13 protein-coding genes are annotated in these 17,288 nt (G+C 68.1%); 8 read left to right on the forward strand and 5 right to left on the reverse strand.

The window, feature by feature from the left end; translation table 11 throughout:
* Window positions 1–93 precede the first annotated feature (93 nt).
* On the forward strand, window positions 94–1,128 hold the full coding sequence (locus DYI37_RS18545; protein WP_116684769.1) for a zinc-binding dehydrogenase: 1,035 nt from the start codon (window positions 94–96) through the stop codon (window positions 1,126–1,128).
* 31 nt (window positions 1,129–1,159) lie between these two features.
* Window positions 1,160–2,095, forward strand: a complete 936-nt coding sequence (locus tag DYI37_RS18550) for a lipid A biosynthesis lauroyl acyltransferase (protein ID WP_116684806.1) — start codon at window positions 1,160–1,162, stop codon at window positions 2,093–2,095.
* A 61-nt stretch (window positions 2,096–2,156) separates the two neighbouring features.
* On the opposite strand, the gene DYI37_RS18555 is transcribed toward DYI37_RS18550, so the two are convergent.
* From DYI37_RS18555 to DYI37_RS18570, 4 genes are all read right to left on the reverse strand, one after another.
* Entirely contained in the window at window positions 2,157–6,176 is a 4,020-nt protein-coding gene (locus tag DYI37_RS18555) for an AsmA family protein (protein ID WP_116684770.1), read from the reverse strand.
* Window positions 6,177–6,521: 345 nt separating this feature from the next.
* A complete protein-coding gene (locus tag DYI37_RS18560; RefSeq protein WP_116684771.1) occupies window positions 6,522–6,947 on the reverse strand; it encodes a hypothetical protein in 426 nt (141 codons plus the stop codon).
* A gap of 425 nt (window positions 6,948–7,372) precedes the next feature.
* Complete coding sequence (locus tag DYI37_RS18565; protein WP_116684772.1) at window positions 7,373–8,245, reverse strand: CDP-alcohol phosphatidyltransferase family protein; 873 nt, start codon at window positions 8,243–8,245, stop codon at window positions 7,373–7,375.
* The gene (locus DYI37_RS18570) at window positions 8,245–9,123 is read right to left on the reverse strand and encodes a phosphatidylserine decarboxylase (protein ID WP_116684773.1); all 879 of its coding nucleotides are present in this window, start codon (window positions 9,121–9,123) and stop codon (window positions 8,245–8,247) included. The genes DYI37_RS18565 and DYI37_RS18570 overlap by 1 nt, the downstream gene beginning before the upstream one ends.
* Before the next feature lie 128 nt (window positions 9,124–9,251).
* Between DYI37_RS18570 and DYI37_RS18575 the strand changes: the two genes are divergently transcribed.
* From DYI37_RS18575 to DYI37_RS18595, 5 genes are all read left to right on the forward strand, one after another.
* Window positions 9,252–11,093: a LysM peptidoglycan-binding domain-containing protein gene (locus DYI37_RS18575; protein WP_116684774.1), complete on the forward strand. Its 1,842-nt coding sequence runs from the start codon at window positions 9,252–9,254 to the stop codon at window positions 11,091–11,093.
* Window positions 11,094–11,176: 83 nt separating this feature from the next.
* Complete coding sequence (locus DYI37_RS18580) at window positions 11,177–13,141, forward strand: ABCB family ABC transporter ATP-binding protein/permease (protein ID WP_116684775.1); 1,965 nt, start codon at window positions 11,177–11,179, stop codon at window positions 13,139–13,141.
* Between the two features lie 171 nt (window positions 13,142–13,312).
* Window positions 13,313–14,626 carry a histidinol dehydrogenase gene (hisD, locus tag DYI37_RS18585; RefSeq protein ID WP_116684776.1) on the forward strand — a complete coding sequence of 438 codons (1,314 nt, stop codon included), beginning with the start codon at window positions 13,313–13,315 and terminating at the stop codon, window positions 14,624–14,626.
* Window positions 14,626–15,105: a UPF0262 family protein gene (locus DYI37_RS18590; protein ID WP_116684777.1), complete on the forward strand. Its 480-nt coding sequence runs from the start codon at window positions 14,626–14,628 to the stop codon at window positions 15,103–15,105. Before hisD ends, DYI37_RS18590 begins: the two co-directional genes overlap by 1 nt.
* A 48-nt stretch (window positions 15,106–15,153) precedes the next feature.
* A complete protein-coding gene (locus DYI37_RS18595) occupies window positions 15,154–15,588 on the forward strand; it encodes an arsenate-mycothiol transferase ArsC (RefSeq protein WP_116684778.1) in 435 nt (144 codons plus the stop codon).
* Here the strand turns inward: DYI37_RS18595 and DYI37_RS18600 are convergent.
* On the reverse strand, window positions 15,569–16,432 hold the full coding sequence (locus DYI37_RS18600; RefSeq protein WP_116684779.1) for a TrmH family RNA methyltransferase: 864 nt from the start codon (window positions 16,430–16,432) through the stop codon (window positions 15,569–15,571). The genes DYI37_RS18595 and DYI37_RS18600 overlap by 20 nt on opposite strands.
* Before the next feature lie 378 nt (window positions 16,433–16,810).
* Here DYI37_RS18600 and DYI37_RS18605 point away from each other — a divergent pair, with 378 nt between their 5' ends.
* A complete protein-coding gene (locus DYI37_RS18605) occupies window positions 16,811–17,239 on the forward strand; it encodes a hypothetical protein (RefSeq protein WP_116684780.1) in 429 nt (142 codons plus the stop codon).
* The last annotated feature ends 49 nt before the right edge of the window (window positions 17,240–17,288 follow it).

Genomic DNA, 17,288 nt, shown 5'->3' on the forward strand with positions numbered 1-17,288 from the left:
CGCGCGCCCGGCCCCCATGATCAATCTCCGCGGCCCCGCAGGTTCGGGCGAACCGGCGAGCGGCCGCGCGAGCGAACGGACGGACTAGACCGCATGCGCGCACTTCAACTCGTCGGCGACAAGGACCTGAAGATCGTCGACCTTCCCGAACCCGAAGCTCCCGCACCGGGCGAGGCACGGGTCCGGATCGCGACCGTCGCGCTCAACCATATCGATGTCTGGGGCTGGCGCGGCATGGCCTTCGCCAAGCGCAAGATGCCCCTCGTCATCGGCGCGGAGGCCTCCGGCACCGTCGAGGCGATCGGCCCCGGCGTGTCGCAGGTCCTGCCCGGCCAGCTCGTCTCGATCTACGGCGCGCGCACCTGCGGCCTCTGCAAGGCCTGCCGCGAAGGCCGCGACAATCTGTGCGAGCACGTCTCGGGGGTCCACGGCTTCCATCTCGACGGCTTCGCCCAGGAATATGTGAACCTGCCCGCCCGGCTTCTCGTGCCGGCGCCTCCGGGGTGCGACGGGGTGGGCGCAGCGCTCGCGCCGGTCACCTTCGGCACCGTCGAGCACATGCTCTTCGACAATGCCAAGCTCCAGCCCGGCGAGACGATCCTCGTCCATGCGGGCGGCTCGGGAATCGGTTCGGTCGCGATCCAGCTCGCCAAGGCCCATGGCTGCACCGTGATCACCACCGTCGGCTCGGACGACAAGATCGAGAAGGCCAAGGCCCTCGGCGCCGATCACGTCATCAACTACCGCACCGACCGCTTCGAGGGCGTCACCCGCAAGATCACGAAGAAGAAGGGCGTCGACGTCGTCTTCGAGCATGTGGGCAAGGACACCTTCGCCGGCTCCATGCTGTGCATGAAGCGGGGCGGCCGCCTCGTCACCTGCGGCTCCACCTCCGGGGTCTCGACCGACGTGAACCTGATGATGCTGTTCCAGCAGCAGCTGAAGCTGATGGGCTCCTTCGGCTGCCGCATGGAGAACATGGCTGACGCCATGCAGAAGATCGCGCGCGGCATCGCCCGTCCGGTCATCGACACCGAGGTGACGATGGACGAGATCGAGGTGGCGCTGAAGCGCATGGAGGGCCGCCAGGTCTTCGGCAAGGTGATCCTCAAGATGAGCGAGGCCTGAGGCCGGCATGAGCCTTGCCCGTGCCGCGCGCATGAATCCGCGCCTCCTGAAGCTCGTCCTGAAGACCAAGCGCTTCACGGACTGGCTGACGGCGAAAGTCCTGTTCGCGCTCCTGTCCATCGTGCGCCTGCTGCCACCCCAGACCGGCCTCGACCTCGCCGACAGGGTGGCGCGCACCCTCGGCCCCTTCACGCCGCGCCACAAGCTCGCCGTCCACAACCTGACGCGCGCCTTCCCCGAGAAGGACGCGGCCTGGGTGGAGGCCACGGCCCGCGCGAACTGGGGCCATATGGGCCGGATGGCGGCCGAGTTCGTCTTTCTCGACGACCTCTTCGACTACGATCCCGAGCGGCCGGATGCGGGGCGGATCGAGGTCACGGGCACCGACATCTTCGTCGACCTGCGCGAGCGTAAGGGCCCCTTCATCTTCTTCACCGGTCATATGGGCTGTTTCGAACTCCTGCCGATCGGCGCTGCCGCCCACGGGCTGGAATTCACCGCCCTCTTCCGCGAGCCCAACAATCGTTACGTGGCCGAGCGGGTGCAGGCGGCCCGGCACACGGCCGGCGGCCATCTCGTTCCCTCCAAGGCGGGAGCGGCCTGGGCGCTCGCGGGCATTCTCGACGAGGGCGGCTCGGTCGGCATGCTCACCGACCAAAAATTCCGCAAGGGCGCTGAGACCACCTTCTTCGGCCTTCCCTGCAAGACGAGCCCGCTCCTGCCAAAACTTGCCCGCCAATACGATGCGGAGGTCTACCCGGCCCGCTCGATCCGGCTGGAGAACGGGCGATACCGCCTCGAACTCTTTCCCGCCGTCACGCTTCCGCGCAAGGCGAACGGCGATCTCGACCAGAAGGCGACCTGCCAGCTCCTCAACGATATCGTCGAGGGCTGGGTGCGCGAATATCCCGAACAGTGGATGTGGTTCCACGATCGCTGGGCCCAGAAGAAGATCCTGAAGTCCTGAGCCGAACCGGCCGGACGAAACGCGTATGGCGGCCTGAAGCTGCCGCGCCGGACCCGGGGTGTCAGAACCGCAGGGGATCTCCGACGCCTGGAAGTCCGCTCGCCCCGCCCCGATCGCCCTCGATATCGCCCGAAATGTTCGGATCGGCGCCGAAATCGAGCACCAGATCGCGCACCGGATCGCTCGATCGGGCCGGCTGGTCGCCCGCCTCCGCCGACGGGCCCGGCTCGGCGGCGGGCGGTGCCGGGCGCGGCATGGGCTCGGGGGCGGATCGGACCGCCCGCGCGGCGGCTTCCGCTTCCGCCTGTGCTTCCGCCTGGGCTTGTGCTTCGGCCCGCGCCCGCGCCTCTGCCGCCGCACGCGCTTCCGCCTGGGCTCGGGCCGCATCCTCGGCACGCTGGCGCTCGGCCTGCACCTCTGCCTCCGCCCGTGCCTCGGCCTCCTCGGCGGCCCGGCGGGCGCGCTCCTCGGCATCGCGCTCCAGCCAGCGATAGAATCGCGCCTCCCGGCGCAGCCTCAGCGTCTCCTCGAGCCGCTCCTGCATCGCCTCCACGCGCGCCTGCTCGCGGTCGAGCGCGCGCACGGCGAGATAGTTCTCGAGCGCCGTCGAGCTGCGCGAAAGAACCGGCCGATCGAGCGGACCTTCGAGCGAATAGGCGACAAGGGCCTGCGTCCCCTCGATCGCCTCGTCGCCCGGATCGAGAACCAAAGCGAGATCGGCATCGAGGTCGAGATCGCGCAGGTCGAGGCGCCCCGACAGCGTCAGCTCGCCTCCCCCGTCCACCGACAGGGCGACCGGCGGCAGGACGGCCTCGCCCGCCGTCACAGAATAGCCGCTCGCGAGGCGGTCGACCGGAAAGCCCGGTCCATCGGAGAGGCTCGAGAGCACCGTCCCCGTATCCTCGGCCGCGACGAAGCCCTCTTTGTCGGCCGCCGACAGGATCGCGCCCATCGGGCTTGCGGGGATGCCTGGAAGAACGATCCCGGCCGCCGTCACCTCGCCCGCGCCCGTCAGGGCCGAGACGAGACCGGCGGCCGACTGGCCGGTGCCGTCGAGCCTTGCCGTCACCGTCAGGTCGGACCCCGCGCCGCTCACCGCGAATTCCGGCGCCAGTCTCTCCATCGCCATCTCGTCGGCCCGCAGATCGGCGCTGAGGCTGCCGAGCCCGCCGAGATTGCGCAGGACGAAGCCGCCGCTCACATCGCCGCCGGCAAGCCGCCCCTTCAGATTGCCGACCGCCAGCTCGCGCGCCGAGCTCGAAACGGTCATCGCGGCGTCTTCGAGCGTCAACCCCTCCGCCGCGAGCCTGTCCGTTCGCACGTCGATGGCGATCGGCCGATCGGGCAGGAGCGAGGCAGCGAACGGCGTTCTCGACCAGATGCCCTCGCCGGCAAGCGGCTGCGCGCCGTAGACGAGGCCGGCGAGCCAGCCAAGCGACACCTCGCTCGCACGCACCCGGCCCAAAACCGCGCCGTCCGGCCCGAGCGACAGGTCGCTCTCGACGCTGCGGTCGCCGATCGTGCCCGCGAGATCGAAGATCCTCCACGTGGAATCCTTCAGGGCGAGGCTCGCCGAAAGATCGGCGGACAGCCCGTCGCGGGTCTCGTCATCCAGCCCGAGATCGAGGCGAAGCGCGTCCAGCCAGCCGCCGAGCGAGGTCCCCTTCAGGCGCAGGCTCGCATCCACCGCCTCGACGGAACTCGCGGTGAGGTCGAGGACGCTTTCGAGACTGCCCTTGAGGCTCGGGCTCGAAACGGTCGCGCTCACCACGGCCGGCCCGCGTGCGGAGGCCGAGATCGAGCTTTCGATTTCGAGTGGCCCGTCGAGATGCCCCTCCTCGGCATCGATGCCGAGCTGCGACAGGAGGCGGGCCGGCACCGCGTTCGCAAGGTGCAGCTCGAGCCCGACCCGCCCGCTGGTGCGGATCGCCTCGAGGCCGTTCTCGATGGCGCTCGAAAACTCGATCTCCGTGCCCGCGGCCGTTCCCTTGAGGCTGACGAGAAGGCTCGCCGGTCCGCTGGCACGATCGATCGAGCGGATCTCGCCGCTGGCGTCGAGCGGCCCGAGTTCGCCCGCCCGGGCGCGAAGGGCGGCTATGAGGGGCGTGTCGGGGCGCAGCCTGTCGAGAAGCGCGAAGAAGGGGGCGGGGTCCGTAGCCTCGAACCGGTAGCTGATCTGGCCGGCGGTTTCCCCGGCGAGAACGCCGTCGACGCGGCCGGTCGCCGAGAAGCTGGCGCCCGCGAGATCGCTGACCTCGATCTTCGGGATCGACAGGAGCGAGCCGTCGTAGAAGACGTCCGCCTCGACACGCGCGGCCTCCACCCCGCTGTAGCGCACCGGCCCCGCACTCAGCGCGACGTCGTAGCGGTCGATCCCGGCGAGGAGGTCGTCGGAGCCGGTGAGCATGACCCCGAGGGCGCGCAGGGCCTCCAGATCCACCTCCCCGCCCGAGAGGCGCGCCGTCAGGCGGCCGCCGGCCGGATCGGGCAGCCGTTCGATCCGCCCCGTCAGCACCTCGCCGCCCAGATCGAGTTCCAGATCCTCGAAGACCTGCCGGTCCGGGTCGAGGTCGACGCGCGCGGCAAAGCCGGCCCGCGACAGGTCGCGGATCTTCGGCTCCACCCGCCCGGTCAGCCAGTCCGACAGGCCCGAGGGCTGCCGCGAGGCGAGAAGCAGGTTTCCGGCAAAGCCGTAATCGGTGCCGAGGCGCAGGTGCCCGTCCGCTTCCAGAAGGGTGCGGCCCGGCAGTTCGGCACGGAAGCCGGCAATCGTCCAGCCGTTCTCGGCCGGGCTCGCCTCGAAGGCGAGGCTGCGGATCGTCGTGTCGCCGAGGCGGACGACGGGCATCGCGATCTTCGCCGTGCCGTCGATCGGCGGCCGGGGCACGGCGCTGAGAAGCGCGCGCAGGGCATTGAGGCGCTGCACCGGAGACACCGATGGCAGGGCCGCCTCAGAGCCCGCTCGCGGAAAGGACGAGCGCGCCTCGCTCACCGTCACCGCATCCACGTCGAAGGTCTCGCCTTCGAGCGAGAGGGCGAAGCGGGGCTCGCCTCCCGCCGTCTCGATGCGCCCGTCGCCGGTCAGCACGTAAGGGGTCTCTCCCCCGCCGATCTCCACCCGCAGCGTCTCGCTCGCGAGCGAGCCCGCGGCGAGGGCGAGCGAGCCTCCGGCGCGCACCGGCGCCGGCTCGTTGCGCGCTTCCCTATCGGCCTCGGTATCGTCGGGGCCCGAAGCAATCCCGGCGAGTGAGGCGAAGCCGCCCTCCTCCTCGCCGTCCTGCCCTTGGGCCTCCCCCTCCGCATCCACCGTCACCGCTGGCTGCACATAGGAAAAGGCGCCGTCGAAGCGGGCGCCGGCCTCGCCCTCCGTCACCCGTCCGTCGAGATCGAGCCGGGCGGGATAATCCTGCGAGAGGAACGAGAGGCGAAGCGCGCCGCCTGCTGCCGGGTCGATCTCGCCCGCCGTCAGGTCGAAGCCCACGGCCTCCTTGCCGGGAAGGGCGAACCGGCCCGATCCGGAGAACGGGCCGCGCAGGCTGCCGGCGGAGAACTCCGCTTCGAGGCCCTCGATCCGCGCGATCCCGATCTCGGCCATGCGGCCATCGGAGGCGAACCGGATCGCGCCGTCATGGATCTCGACGCTTTCGAGGACCACGTCGGCATTGGTCGGCAAAGTGAGGTCCGGCAGCGCGAACGCTCCCTCGCCGAGGCTGAGGACCGGTCGGTCGAGCGCCATGGCGAAGATGCGGATCTCGCCGGAGAGGAAGGGGGCGAGTTCGGCATTCATGCGGAACTCGTCGACGGTGAGGATCGCCGCGCCGCTCTCGCCTGCGACGGTCACGTCCTCGAAGGTGACGGACGGGAAGGGCAGGAGGCGCGCCGAGGCCGTGCCTGCGACATGTACTTCGCGGCCGAGAATGCGGCTCGCCTCGCGCTCGAAATCGGCGCGATAGGCTGACCAGTCGATGAAGAGCGGTGCGATCAGGGCGGCGCAGAGCGCGAGGACGAGAAGCCCGCCGAACAGAACGAATGCCCGAGCCAGCGGTCGCCTCCCTCGCTTGCAGCATGCCCCATGCGCCATGTGACGCCGATGAGCGATCCTAGTTCATCGGACCACTCGGTGGGAACCTGTCCGCCGAAATTCCGATGCCGGTCCGAAGGACCGGCCCGAACGGCGATGCATCACGCGGGCTGCAGGACACGAAGAGGCCGAAGGGCCGTTCGCGCGGCCGGCGATCCCGGCAAGCTGAAAGTGGGCCTCGGGGACGACGCACGCAGACAGGAGCCGGAACGGTCCGAGCGACGGCAGGGCCTCCCGGATACGCAATACCTTGGTCCGGGCCCGGCCTCGCCGTCACCCAGACTATCTAGAGAAAATGGGTTACCGTTCGGTTAGCCCCGTCGAAGCCTTGCGGACGCTTCTGTCCTACGCCAGCCGGTCGGCATTCAACTGGAGGCGCTCGACCGCCGGCCCGAGGGTCTTCGACGCGAGTTCACCGAAGCCGTTCAGATAATCGTGGGGATCGAACCGCCCCTCGACGAAGGCCGCCTGCATGGCGAGCGTGGAGGCCGCGAACTGGCACTGGAAGGCGATCGTGCCCTCCAGAACGGCCTCCGCCTTCTCGGCGACGGCAAGGCGCGTCTCGTCGCGATCGAAGGGCGAATAGATCATGGTTTCGGCGAGAAGCTTCGGAATTCGTGCTGCGAGCACAAAGGGCGTCAGGTGGCACAGGGTCAGGAAACTGGAGAGGGTGGTCGCGGGATGGGCGTCGAGCCCGATATCGGCGATGACCGTCGGCATGGCTTGCGCCACCGTCTCGGGCTCGCTTTGGCTGGAACGATCGTCTCGCATGGCGCGACATCCTTTCGATCGGTTGGGCGAAAAGGCCGGCGCTGTCTGGCGGGGGCCTGAAACGGGATCGTCCGTCCGGCAGCATTCCGTCCGGCAACATGCCTGCCTTCGCGGCGAGATCGCCGTCACGACGGCGCCCGGCCTCGCCTTTGCTGCGCTGCAACATAGTAACGAATGCGGTCTTTGGGAAGGGTCAGGCCCGATGCGGGACCACGGGCGGCCGCTCCCCGCGCCTCGCTTTCCCGCCCGCAACGGGCATCGGCCAACCGCGTACGCCCTGCCGCAAAGCCTGCGCGCCCACTCTTAGCCGGCGCGCGGCTTTTCCGACGCACCGGAGCGAAAAGTGGCCCCGGTTCTCGGACCATTCGATGCGCCGGCAGGAAACCGGAGCCACGGACGCGACCCTTGCATCGGGCCCCGAGGCTCTAGGCCTCGTCCTCCGCGCCCGCCCCGGCGGGCGATGCGCCCGTGCCGCGACGGGATGAAAACGCACGCTCGCGCGCCTCGCGCTTGCGAAACTCGCGCCAGGCGAGCGGGATCGAGCAGAAATAGACGAGGGCCGTCACCGTGAGGGTCGCCCAGAAGAAGCTGATCAGCGTCGCGATGTAGAGAACGAGGGCGAGGATCACCGGAATGGCGTAGGTGCGCGGAATGCGCAGGCCCGCGCCCTTGCCCGACCAGGTGGGAATCCGGCTCGACATCAGAAGGCCGACGAAGACGAGATAGATCGCCGAGACGCCGGCGGTGAACTCGGGCACGCCGAGATCGGGGCCGAGAAAACCCACATACATGGGAAGAAGCGCGAGGCCGGCGCCGGCCGGGGCCGGAACGCCGACGAAGAAGGCGCCATGCCATTTCGGGCGGTTGGGATCGTCCAGCATCGTGTTGAAGCGGGCGAGCCGCAGGGCGCAGCCGGAGGTGTAGAGCAGCGCGCAGATCCAGCCGAACGCCCCGGCATCGGCGAGGATGTAGCTGTAGAGGATGAGCCCCGGCGCAAGGCCGAAATTCACGATGTCGGCAAGCGAATCCATCTCCGCCCCGAACCGGCTCTGACCCTTCAGGAAGCGCGCGATGCGCCCGTCGATCCCGTCGAGGACGGCGGCGCCGAGGATCATGCCGACGGCGAGCTCGTAGCGCCCCTCGAAGGCGAGCCGCACGCCGGTCATCCCCGCGCAGATCGCGAGAATGGTGACGAGGTTGGGCACGATCTGGCGGAACGGGATGCGCCGCCGGCTGCGCCCGTCGTCGTCGTCCGGCTCGCCGGGTGCAAAGGGCGGGAAGAGGTCGGGAAGCGACATCAGTCGCGCCTCGCGCCGTAACGCGCGAGGTTTTCGCCGAACTCGGCGATGATCGTCTCGCCGGCCACCGCACGCTGGCCTTCCGCCACGCGCGGCACGAAGCCGGGCGGGCAGTAGATGTCGAGGCGCGAGCCGAAGCGGATGAGGCCGAAGCGCTCGCCGGTCCGCAGCCTGTCGCCGGTTTTCGACCAGCAGATGATGCGGCGCGCGACGAGACCTGCGATCTGGGTGACGCCGAGGGCGCCGTGCGGGCTGTCGATCACCAGCGAATTGCGCTCGTTGACCTCGCTCGCCTTGTCGAGCTCGGCATTCTTGAAGGCGCCCTTGCGATAGGCGATCTGCCGGATCGTGCCGGGAACGGGCGCCCGGTTCACGTGACAGTCGAAGACGTTCATGAAGACCGAGATCCGCAGCATCTCGGCCGTGCCGAGATCGAGTTCGGCCGGCGGCACCACATGGCCGACGAGCGAGACATGGCCGTCTGCGGGGCTCACCACGAGATCGTCCGAGACCGGCGTCACCCGCTCGGGATCGCGGAAGAAGTAGGCGCACCAGGCGGTGAGGACGAGGCCGATCCAGAACAGCGGCTCCCAGAGAATTCCGAGAACCACCGCCACGACGAAGAAGATCGCGATGAACGGATAGCCGGCGCGGTGGATCGGAACGAGCGCGTTCCGGATGGACGTGATGATATGCAAGGGTTCGCTGTCGCCGTTTGCCGATGAATTGTGCGCAAGGATATAAGCCGAACCGCGCCGACTTGCACCCCGGTGCGGCGCCGATCGGGCCCGCGCCGTCACCCGGCCCCCGCCGCCCGGTGGCCGATCATGCGCGAACGGCCCCGGCGATGCCGCCGCGAACGGCTCCCGATGCCCCATGAAAGCCCGGCAGAGCGGGCGCTCGGGCCTCCCCGGCCCCGGGCCCCGCGTTCTTGTCCTTCGGCGGCGGAGGCGATAAGACCCCGATCAAGATTTCGCCAGGGATATCGAACCCCGACCGTTTGCCGATGAAAACCCGACCGTTTGCCGTCATCCTCGCCTGTCTCATGATCATCGGCGCGATCATCGCCGGTTACTGGGACATGCTGGAAAGCGAGCGGACCCAGCTGAAGAGCCTCGCCCAGCACGCGATCGAACGGTTGTCCGAACCCGAAGAGGAGCCCGAGGGCGCCGACCGCTCTCCGGCCCAACCTTCGGATACGCCCGCCGCCGACGACGCATCGACCGGTTCATCGCGGCCCGGTGAAAGCTCGAGCGAACCGGGTTCAGCCTCGAACGGAGACGCGGAAGAGGGTCGGGAGAGGGGCACGGACGGGGGCGCGGACACGGCGGCGGCGGACGGAGCCGGCGCGACGCCGGCCTCGGACGAAGCCCAGTCCCGGTCCCAACTCGCGTCCGAGCCCGGGGACGAGCTGCGCTTCGACGTGATGCGGGTCGAACCGGACGGGTCCATGGTGGTCGCCGGCAGTGGGCCGGCCGGCGTGAAGATCGATCTTCAGGATCGCGGACGCGTTCTCGGATCGGACGTGTCGGGCCCGGATGGCCAGTTCGTCATCGTTCTCTCCGAACCCCTTTCCCCCGGCGCCCACACGATCAAGCTCTCGGCCGAGGACGGCAAGGGCGGCCGTGAGGTTTCGGTGGAGACCGCGATCGTCGACGTTCCGCCGGAAGGCCGCGAGAGCGAACTCCTCGCCCTCATCGAGGCGCCCGACCGCCCGTCCCGCCTGATCGACCTGCCGAGCCTCGATGTCTCCGATCAAGCGCAGACCGCCGCGACCGGCAAATCCGCGCGGGCCGTCTCCGGCGAGCCCGGCGGGACCGCCGACGAGGAGGCCGACGCAGCCCGGCGGATGGCCTCGGTCGCACCGGACCTCAGACCCGCCGAGGATGGAACCGGGACCGATACCTCCTCATCCGGCGAGGGTCCGGATCTCCTGCGCATCGAGGCGATCGAGATCGAGAACGGGCGTATTTTCATCGCGGGCGCTGCGCCCGCCGGCGCGCCGATCCGCGCCTATCTCGACAACGGTCTCCTCGACGAGGCCCGCACCAATGCGTCGGGCCGCTATCTGGTCGAGACCGATCGCGAGGTCTCCGTCGGCGATCACATGGTTCGCGTCGACCGGCTCGGTCCCTCCGGCGAAGTGGTCGCCCGCGTCTCCGTTCCCTTCTCGCGGCCGGGCGAAGGCGCGATGGCGGCGGTCTCGCCCGAGATCGGGCTTCCCTCGGCCGGCGCAGCCGAGGCCGTGACCGCTCCCCGCGACCCGTCGCAGGCGCAGGTCCAGGCCGATCGAGGCGACGACAGGCAGATCGCGTCGGCCTCCCCGCAGACACCGGCTCAAACGCCGGATCCGGCGACGGCTCCTGCGATAGCTCCAGCGCCGCCCCGGACGACATCCCCGGACACGCCGTCCGGGCCCGCCGCCTCCTCCCTTTCGTCGAGGCTCTCGACGGAAGGGACCGGAGCCGATGCGCCGCGCGATGCCGCACCGCAGGCCTCCGGCCCGGCCGGTCCGGCATCCGGCGCCGAGGAGCCCATGGCGGCGGAGGCCGCGATCCCGAGCCGGGTCCAGTCTCCGCTCGAGGCCCGCGCGGGCCGCGTCCTCATCCGCAAGGGCGACACCCTCTGGGACATCTCGCGCACCACCTATGGCGCGGGCAATCGCTATTCGGTGATCTATCTCGCCAATAACGACCAGATCAGCGATCCCGACCTCATCTATCCCGGCCAGATCTTCAGCATGCCCGACACGCCGGACGGGGCGGAAACGCCCGAAGCCGGCGAGACGCTGAACGAGGCGAGCGCGGCCGATCCTGCCGCGCTTGTCCGTGCCGGCGATGGGCGGTGACGCGCCGTTCGCATTGATTGTCCCGGGCCCCTCGCCCAATTAGGACTTGTTCCCGCGCTTTTCGCAAAGCGCGAGGCTTCGGCATGGCGCCGTTCCGATCCATTCCATCCGAAAGACCGAGCAGCGCCTTGGCAGACGCACACAGGACCATATCCGGCGATAGCGGCCAGACGCTTTCGACGATCCGCAATCTCTGGCCCTATATGTGGCCCGACGACCGGCCAGACCTCAAGCGCCGGGTCGTGGTGGCCGGCCTCTTCCTCGTCGCCGCCAAGCTCCTCACGGTCGGGGTTCCCTATTTCTACAAATGGGCGACGGACGCGCTCGACGGCGGCGCCTCCGCCGACGACTGGCTGCCGCTGTTTCTCACCGGCGCGATCACCCTCGTCGTCGCCTACAACGTGGCGCGGGTCATCTCCGTCGCCCTCAACCAGGCCCGCGACGCGCTCTTTGCCAGCGTCGGCCAGTATGCGGTGCGGCGTCTGGCCTATCGCACCTTCGTGCACATGCACCGCCTCTCCCTGCGCTTTCACCTCGAACGGCGCACCGGCGGTCTCTCGCGGGTCATCGAGCGCGGCACCAAGGGCATCGAGGCCATCGTGCGCTACACGATCCTCAACACGGTGCCGACGATCCTCGAATTCGTGCTGGTGGCGCTGATCTTCGGCTTCGCCTACGGCGTCTCCTATATCGCGGTCGTTCTCCTGACGATCGGCCTCTACAGCTGGTTCACCATCAAGGCGAGCGACTGGCGCATCGAGATCCGGCGCCGGATGAACGATTCCGACACCGAGGCCAACACCAAGGCGATCGACTCCCTCCTCAATTTCGAGACGGTCAAATATTTCGGCAACGAGGAGATGGAGGCGCGCCGCTTCGACGAGTCCATGGCCCATTACGAGACCGCGGCCACCCGCATCTGGACCTCGCTCGGCTGGCTGAACTTCGGTCAGGGCGTGATCTTCGGCCTCGGAATGGGCGCCGTCATGGTCATGTCCGCATTGGAGGTGCGCGCCGGCACCCAGACGCTCGGCGACTTCGTCTTCGTCAACGCCATGCTGATGCAGCTCTCGATCCCGCTCAACTTCATCGGCTCGATCTATCGCGAGATCCGCCAGGGGCTCACCGATATCGAGGCGATGTTCGCGCTGCTCGCCGTCAGAGCCGAAGTACGCGACCGCGAGGGGGCGCCGCCCCTCTCCGTCTCGAAGGGCACGATCCGCTTCGAAGACGTCCGCTTCGGCTACGATCCCGAGCGCGAGATCCTGAAAGGCGTCTCCTTCGAGGTGCCGGCCGGCAAGTCCGTCGCCATCGTCGGCCCCTCGGGCGCCGGCAAGTCGACCATCTCGCGGCTCCTCTTCCGCTTCTACGACGTCCAGTCCGGCAGGATCACCATCGACGGTCAGGACGTCTCGCAGGTGACCCAGGAGAGCGTGCGCGATGCGATCGGCATCGTTCCCCAGGACACCGTGCTCTTCAACGAGACGATCGCCTACAATATCCGCTACGGGCGCATCGGGGCGAGCGAGGAGGAGGTGCGCCGCGCCGCCGAACTCGCCCAGATCGGCCGCTTCATCGAAGAGCTTCCCGGCGGCTACCAGTCCATGGTGGGCGAGCGCGGCCTCAAGCTCTCCGGCGGCGAGAAGCAGCGCGTCGCCGTCGCCCGCACGATCCTGAAGGCGCCGCCGATCCTCGTTCTGGACGAGGCGACGAGCGCCCTCGACACCCATACCGAGAAGGACATCCAGTCGGCCCTCGACCTCGTCTCGAAGAACCGGACGACGCTCACCATCGCCCATCGCCTGTCCACGGTGATCGCGGCCGACGAGATCATCGTCCTCAAGGCCGGCGAGATCGTCGAACGGGGCCGGCATGGCGATCTTCTGGCGCAGAACGGCCTTTATGCCGAGATGTGGGCCATGCAGCGCGAGGCGAGCGAGGCGGAGGAGGCCCTGCGCCGGGCCCGCGAGGCCGATGCCATGGGCGTGGTCGAGCGCAAGCCCGCCCCCAGCCCGACGCCTGTTCCCATGCCGGGTTCCGAGGGCTGATCGGCGGTCCGAAAGCGCGTCTGCGCGCATCACGTCCCACGCGCACCGTTGCGGCCGGGTTTCTCGCGGGCTATCGAGAGACCCGATCACCGGACGAGGCCTGCGGCAGAGCCCTGCCGCGAGCCGCTGCGCCCGCCGTCCGCAACGCCAACAGGGGGGTCGTTGAAAGCCGTGCCGCAGAGGCTGAACACTGCCGATACCGATTTCGAAGCCCGCTTCGCTGAGCTTCTCGACGGCAAGCGCGACGCATCGCCCGATGTGGGCGACCGGGTTCGCTCGATCATCGCCGAGATCCGTTCGCGCGGCGACGCGGCGCTTCTCGATCTGACGCGCGATCTCGACAAGCTGGACATCGCCGAGGCCTCGGCCCTGCGCGTCGATCCGGTCGAGATCGAGAAGGCTTGGCACGAGGCGGACGCGGTGACGCGCTCGGCGCTTGAAACGGCCCATGCCCGCATCCGCTCCCATCACGAGCGCCAGCGCCCGAAGGACGATCGCTACACCGACGATCTCGGCGTCGAGCTCGGCAGCCGCTGGACACCGGTGGAATCGGTCGGCCTCTATGTTCCCGGCGGCACGGCGAGCTATCCCTCCTCGGTGCTGATGAACGCCGTTCCCGCCAAGGTGGCGGGGGTGAAGCGCATCGTCATGGTCGCCCCGGCGCGGGCCGGAACGCTCAATCCGCTGGTGCTGGCGGCCGCCCATCTCTGCGGCATCGACGAGATCTACCGCATCGGCGGCGCCCAGGCCGTCGCGGCCCTCGCCTACGGGACCGAGACGATCGCGCCGGTGGTCAAGATCGTCGGGCCGGGCAATGCCTATGTGGCCGAGGCCAAGCGCCAGGTGTTCGGCCGCGTCGGCATCGACATGATCGCCGGGCCCTCGGAAATCCTCGTCATCGCCGACGCGCGCAACGATCCGGACTGGATCGCGGCCGATCTCCTCAGCCAGGCCGAACACGACACCGCCGCCCAGTCGATCCTCATCACCGACACGTCCGGTTTCGCCGACGCCGTCGAGGCCGCCGTCGAACGCCAGCTCGAAACCCTGCCGCGCATGGCCGTCGCGCGCGAAAGCTGGAGCACGAACGGCGCGATCATCGTGACGCGGTCCCTCGATGAGGCGCCCGCCCTCACCGACCGCATCGCGCCCGAGCATCTGGAGATCGCGACCGAGGAGCCGGAAGATCTCGCCAACCGCATCTCGAATGCCGGCGCGATCTTCCTCGGCCGCTACACGCCGGAGGTCATCGGCGATTATGTGGGCGGCTCGAACCACGTCCTGCCCACCTCGCGCTCGGCCCGCTTCTCCTCCGGCCTCTCGGTCCTCGACTTCGTCAAGCGCACCTCCATCCTCAAGCTGGGTCCCGACCAGCTGAAGGCGCTGGCGCCGGCGGCCATGGAGCTTGCCCGGGTGGAGGATCTGGCGGCCCATGGACGCTCGGTGGGCATCCGCGTGAACCTTCCGGCAGACGGGGAGCGATAATGGCTGACGACACCCATGGCCGGCTGGTCGATGTCGAACTCGACGAGAGCATCGGGCGCACCACGCCCGATATCGAGCACGAGCGCAATGTCGCGATCTTCGATCTCATCGAGGAGAACCGCTTCGATCCGGAGGGCGCGCCGGAAGGCGGCCGGTTCAGGCTGAAGCTGTCGATCGCCGACAGGCGCCTCGTCTTCGACATCCGAGACGAGGCGGGTGAGCACCTCGTCACGCACATCCTCTCGCTGACGCCGTTCAGAAAGGTCATCAAGGACTATTTCATGATCTGCGACAGCTATTACGAAGCGATCCGCTCCTCGACGCCCCAGCAGATCGAGGCGATCGACATGGGCCGGCGCGGCATCCACAACGACGGCTCCGAGACGCTGATGGAACGGCTGAAGGGCAAGATCGCTGTCGACAAGGACACCGCGCGCCGGCTCTTCACCCTGATCTGCGCCCTGCAGCGGCGGGCCTGATCTCTTGGTCCGCTCCTTCGACGACGAGGCTGGGGCGGGGCGGCGAAAATGACCAGCGACGCCGAGCCCCGCATCTCCTCCGTGCTCTTCATGTGCGGCATGAACTCGATCCGCTCGCCCATGGCCGCGGCGATCGCGAGCCGTGTCATGCCGCGCGGCGTCTATGTCGCCTCGGCCGGCGTCAATGCCGGCGAGAACGATCCCTTCGTGGACGTGGTCCTGAAGGAGAACGGCCTCGATCTGGGAAGCCACAAGCCGCATCTCTTCGAGGATCTGGAGGACGGCTATTTCGATCTCGTCGTGACCATGGCGCCCGAGGCCCATCATCTCGCGCTCGACACCATGGGCTCGACCTATTCGGACGTCGAATTCTGGCCGATGCCCGATCCCTCGCTCGCCACCGGCACCCGCGAACAGGTCCTCGACGCCTATCGCGATCTCTTCAGGCGCATCGAGACCCGGCTCATCGAACGCTTCGGCTGAGATCGGCCCGCGCCTCGTAGAGCCGCGCCAGCACGATCGCGGCGCTGGTCGCGACGTTGAGACTGTCCACATCGCTCCGCATGGCGATCCGCACGCCCGCGATGCGATCGGTCACCGCGCGCGGCAGGCCCGGCCCCTCGGCACCAAGGACGAGAGCGCGGGGCCTCGATGGATCGAGGGAGCCGAGCGAGCCTTCGGCCTTCGGATCGAGCGCCAGCGGCTCGTAGCCGGCCGCGATCGCCGCCTCGATCAGGTCGATCGGGGTTCCGCCCCGCGCCCAGGGCTCGGTCAGCACCGTTCCCACCGAGACGCGCACCGCCTTGCGGTAGAGGGGATGGCAGGACGCCTCGTCCATGAGGACGGCGCCGGCGCCGAAGGCCCGCGCATTGCGGAAGAGCGCGCCCATATTGTCGTGATTGGCGATGCCGAGCGCGATCAAGATCGGCGCCGCCGGATCGCCCGCCCGCGCCACCGACAGGACATCGGCCGCCGTCAGGCCTGCCGCCATGTCGATGCCGTGGGCAAGGACCCCGCGATGCATGGGAAAGCCCGCGATCGCGTCGATCACCTCGCGGCTCGCCACGTAAACGGGGCAGTCCTGCGGCAGGCGCGCGATCCGGTCCGTAATGCCGGCAAGACGGCTGTCGAGCACCAGAAGCGCGCTCGGACGGAATCGTCGGCTGAGCGCCAGCTGGTCGAGAACGACGCTGCCCTCGGCGATGAAGCCGTGCCGGCCGGTCAGATCCTTTTCGCGCACCGCGCGGAACACGGCGATGCGCGGATCGTCCGGGTCTGTGATCGGAATCGGGGCCGGCCGCCCGGCAATGGCGTCTGTCGTGGTCATGCCCGCCCGATGACCGAGCCGGCGGGCGAATGCAAGCCGGGTGCCCTGAAGATGCTTTCACGTCGCGGCAACATGAAACGATCGCCATCCCGGCCCGGCAGAATTTGAATTTCATGCATTCTGAATCGTGCTGCTGTTCGAATACCTCGAACAAACCCGGACTGCGAAAGAACGACGAGCGGGAGCATCGACAACCCGAGGTTATATTTTTAAGTCCTCCGAGGCCACATTTGCCCATTCGAGGCGAAAACGAACAGCGATCCGCCCATGATGGAGAGATCGTCGATACCGGCTCGTTTTTGAATTCAACAAACGCCAGTGAATGCGATTTCTTTTCCGGCACCGCAATTTGGGACGGAATGGATACGGGATGAAATTATGAACAGAGATATATTAAACGTAATCGGCGCGCTCTTCATCGGTTCGACGGTTATCATAATCACTGCTTTATACAGCATCACATCGGTGGAGCCGCTTGAGCGTTATTTGCCAGAACGATACAAAAACGGCGGGTATGAGATTTACCGATATGGCGCGATCTCGTACATCGTATGCTTGAAGGTTCAGCTCGACCGGGATGAAATCGATCACTTTATTCAGGAGTTGTTCGAAAGAGAGAGCAGGGACAGGCATTTAATGGTCGATGATCTTGAAACGGGGTGTGGATCGGCGCCGTTCTGGCCAATCTCCTTCGCCGACAAAACGCTCGCCTACGAGGTCAACATGACACCAGACGGCAACCATATCAGGAGCAGTCGAGGCATCGTCTATCAGGATGGATTCGCCTACTACTGGTCGTATGTCTGAGGTCACCAATCCCATGATCATCGGGGAGTGCTACGTTCGGGCCGCCCCC

The organism is Fulvimarina endophytica, assembly GCF_003403015.1.
In the GTDB taxonomy this organism is placed as follows: Bacteria; Pseudomonadota; Alphaproteobacteria; order Rhizobiales; family Rhizobiaceae; genus Fulvimarina; species Fulvimarina endophytica.

Bases quoted from the DNA above. Each gene is read 5' to 3' on its own strand.
- DYI37_RS18555 (WP_116684770.1), bottom strand. From the start codon at position 6,176: ATGGCGCATGGGGCATGCTGCAAGCGAGGGAGGCGACCGCTGGCTCGG.
- DYI37_RS18565 (WP_116684772.1), bottom strand. From the start codon at position 8,245: ATGTCGCTTCCCGACCTCTTCCCGCCCTTTGCACCCGGCGAGCCGGAC.
- DYI37_RS18550 (WP_116684806.1), top strand. From the start codon at position 1,160: ATGAATCCGCGCCTCCTGAAGCTCGTCCTGAAGACCAAGCGCTTCACG.
- DYI37_RS18570 (WP_116684773.1), bottom strand. From the start codon at position 9,123: ATGGGGCATCGGGAGCCGTTCGCGGCGGCATCGCCGGGGCCGTTCGCG.
- DYI37_RS18590 (WP_116684777.1), top strand. From the start codon at position 14,626: ATGGCTGACGACACCCATGGCCGGCTGGTCGATGTCGAACTCGACGAG.
- DYI37_RS18575 (WP_116684774.1), top strand. From the start codon at position 9,252: ATGAAAACCCGACCGTTTGCCGTCATCCTCGCCTGTCTCATGATCATC.
- DYI37_RS18580 (WP_116684775.1), top strand. From the start codon at position 11,177: ATGGCGCCGTTCCGATCCATTCCATCCGAAAGACCGAGCAGCGCCTTG.
- DYI37_RS18595 (WP_116684778.1), top strand. From the start codon at position 15,154: ATGACCAGCGACGCCGAGCCCCGCATCTCCTCCGTGCTCTTCATGTGC.
- DYI37_RS18560 (WP_116684771.1), bottom strand. From the start codon at position 6,947: ATGCGAGACGATCGTTCCAGCCAAAGCGAGCCCGAGACGGTGGCGCAA.
- DYI37_RS18605 (WP_116684780.1), top strand. From the start codon at position 16,811: ATGAACAGAGATATATTAAACGTAATCGGCGCGCTCTTCATCGGTTCG.
- DYI37_RS18600 (WP_116684779.1), bottom strand. From the start codon at position 16,432: ATGACCACGACAGACGCCATTGCCGGGCGGCCGGCCCCGATTCCGATC.
- DYI37_RS18545 (WP_116684769.1), top strand. From the start codon at position 94: ATGCGCGCACTTCAACTCGTCGGCGACAAGGACCTGAAGATCGTCGAC.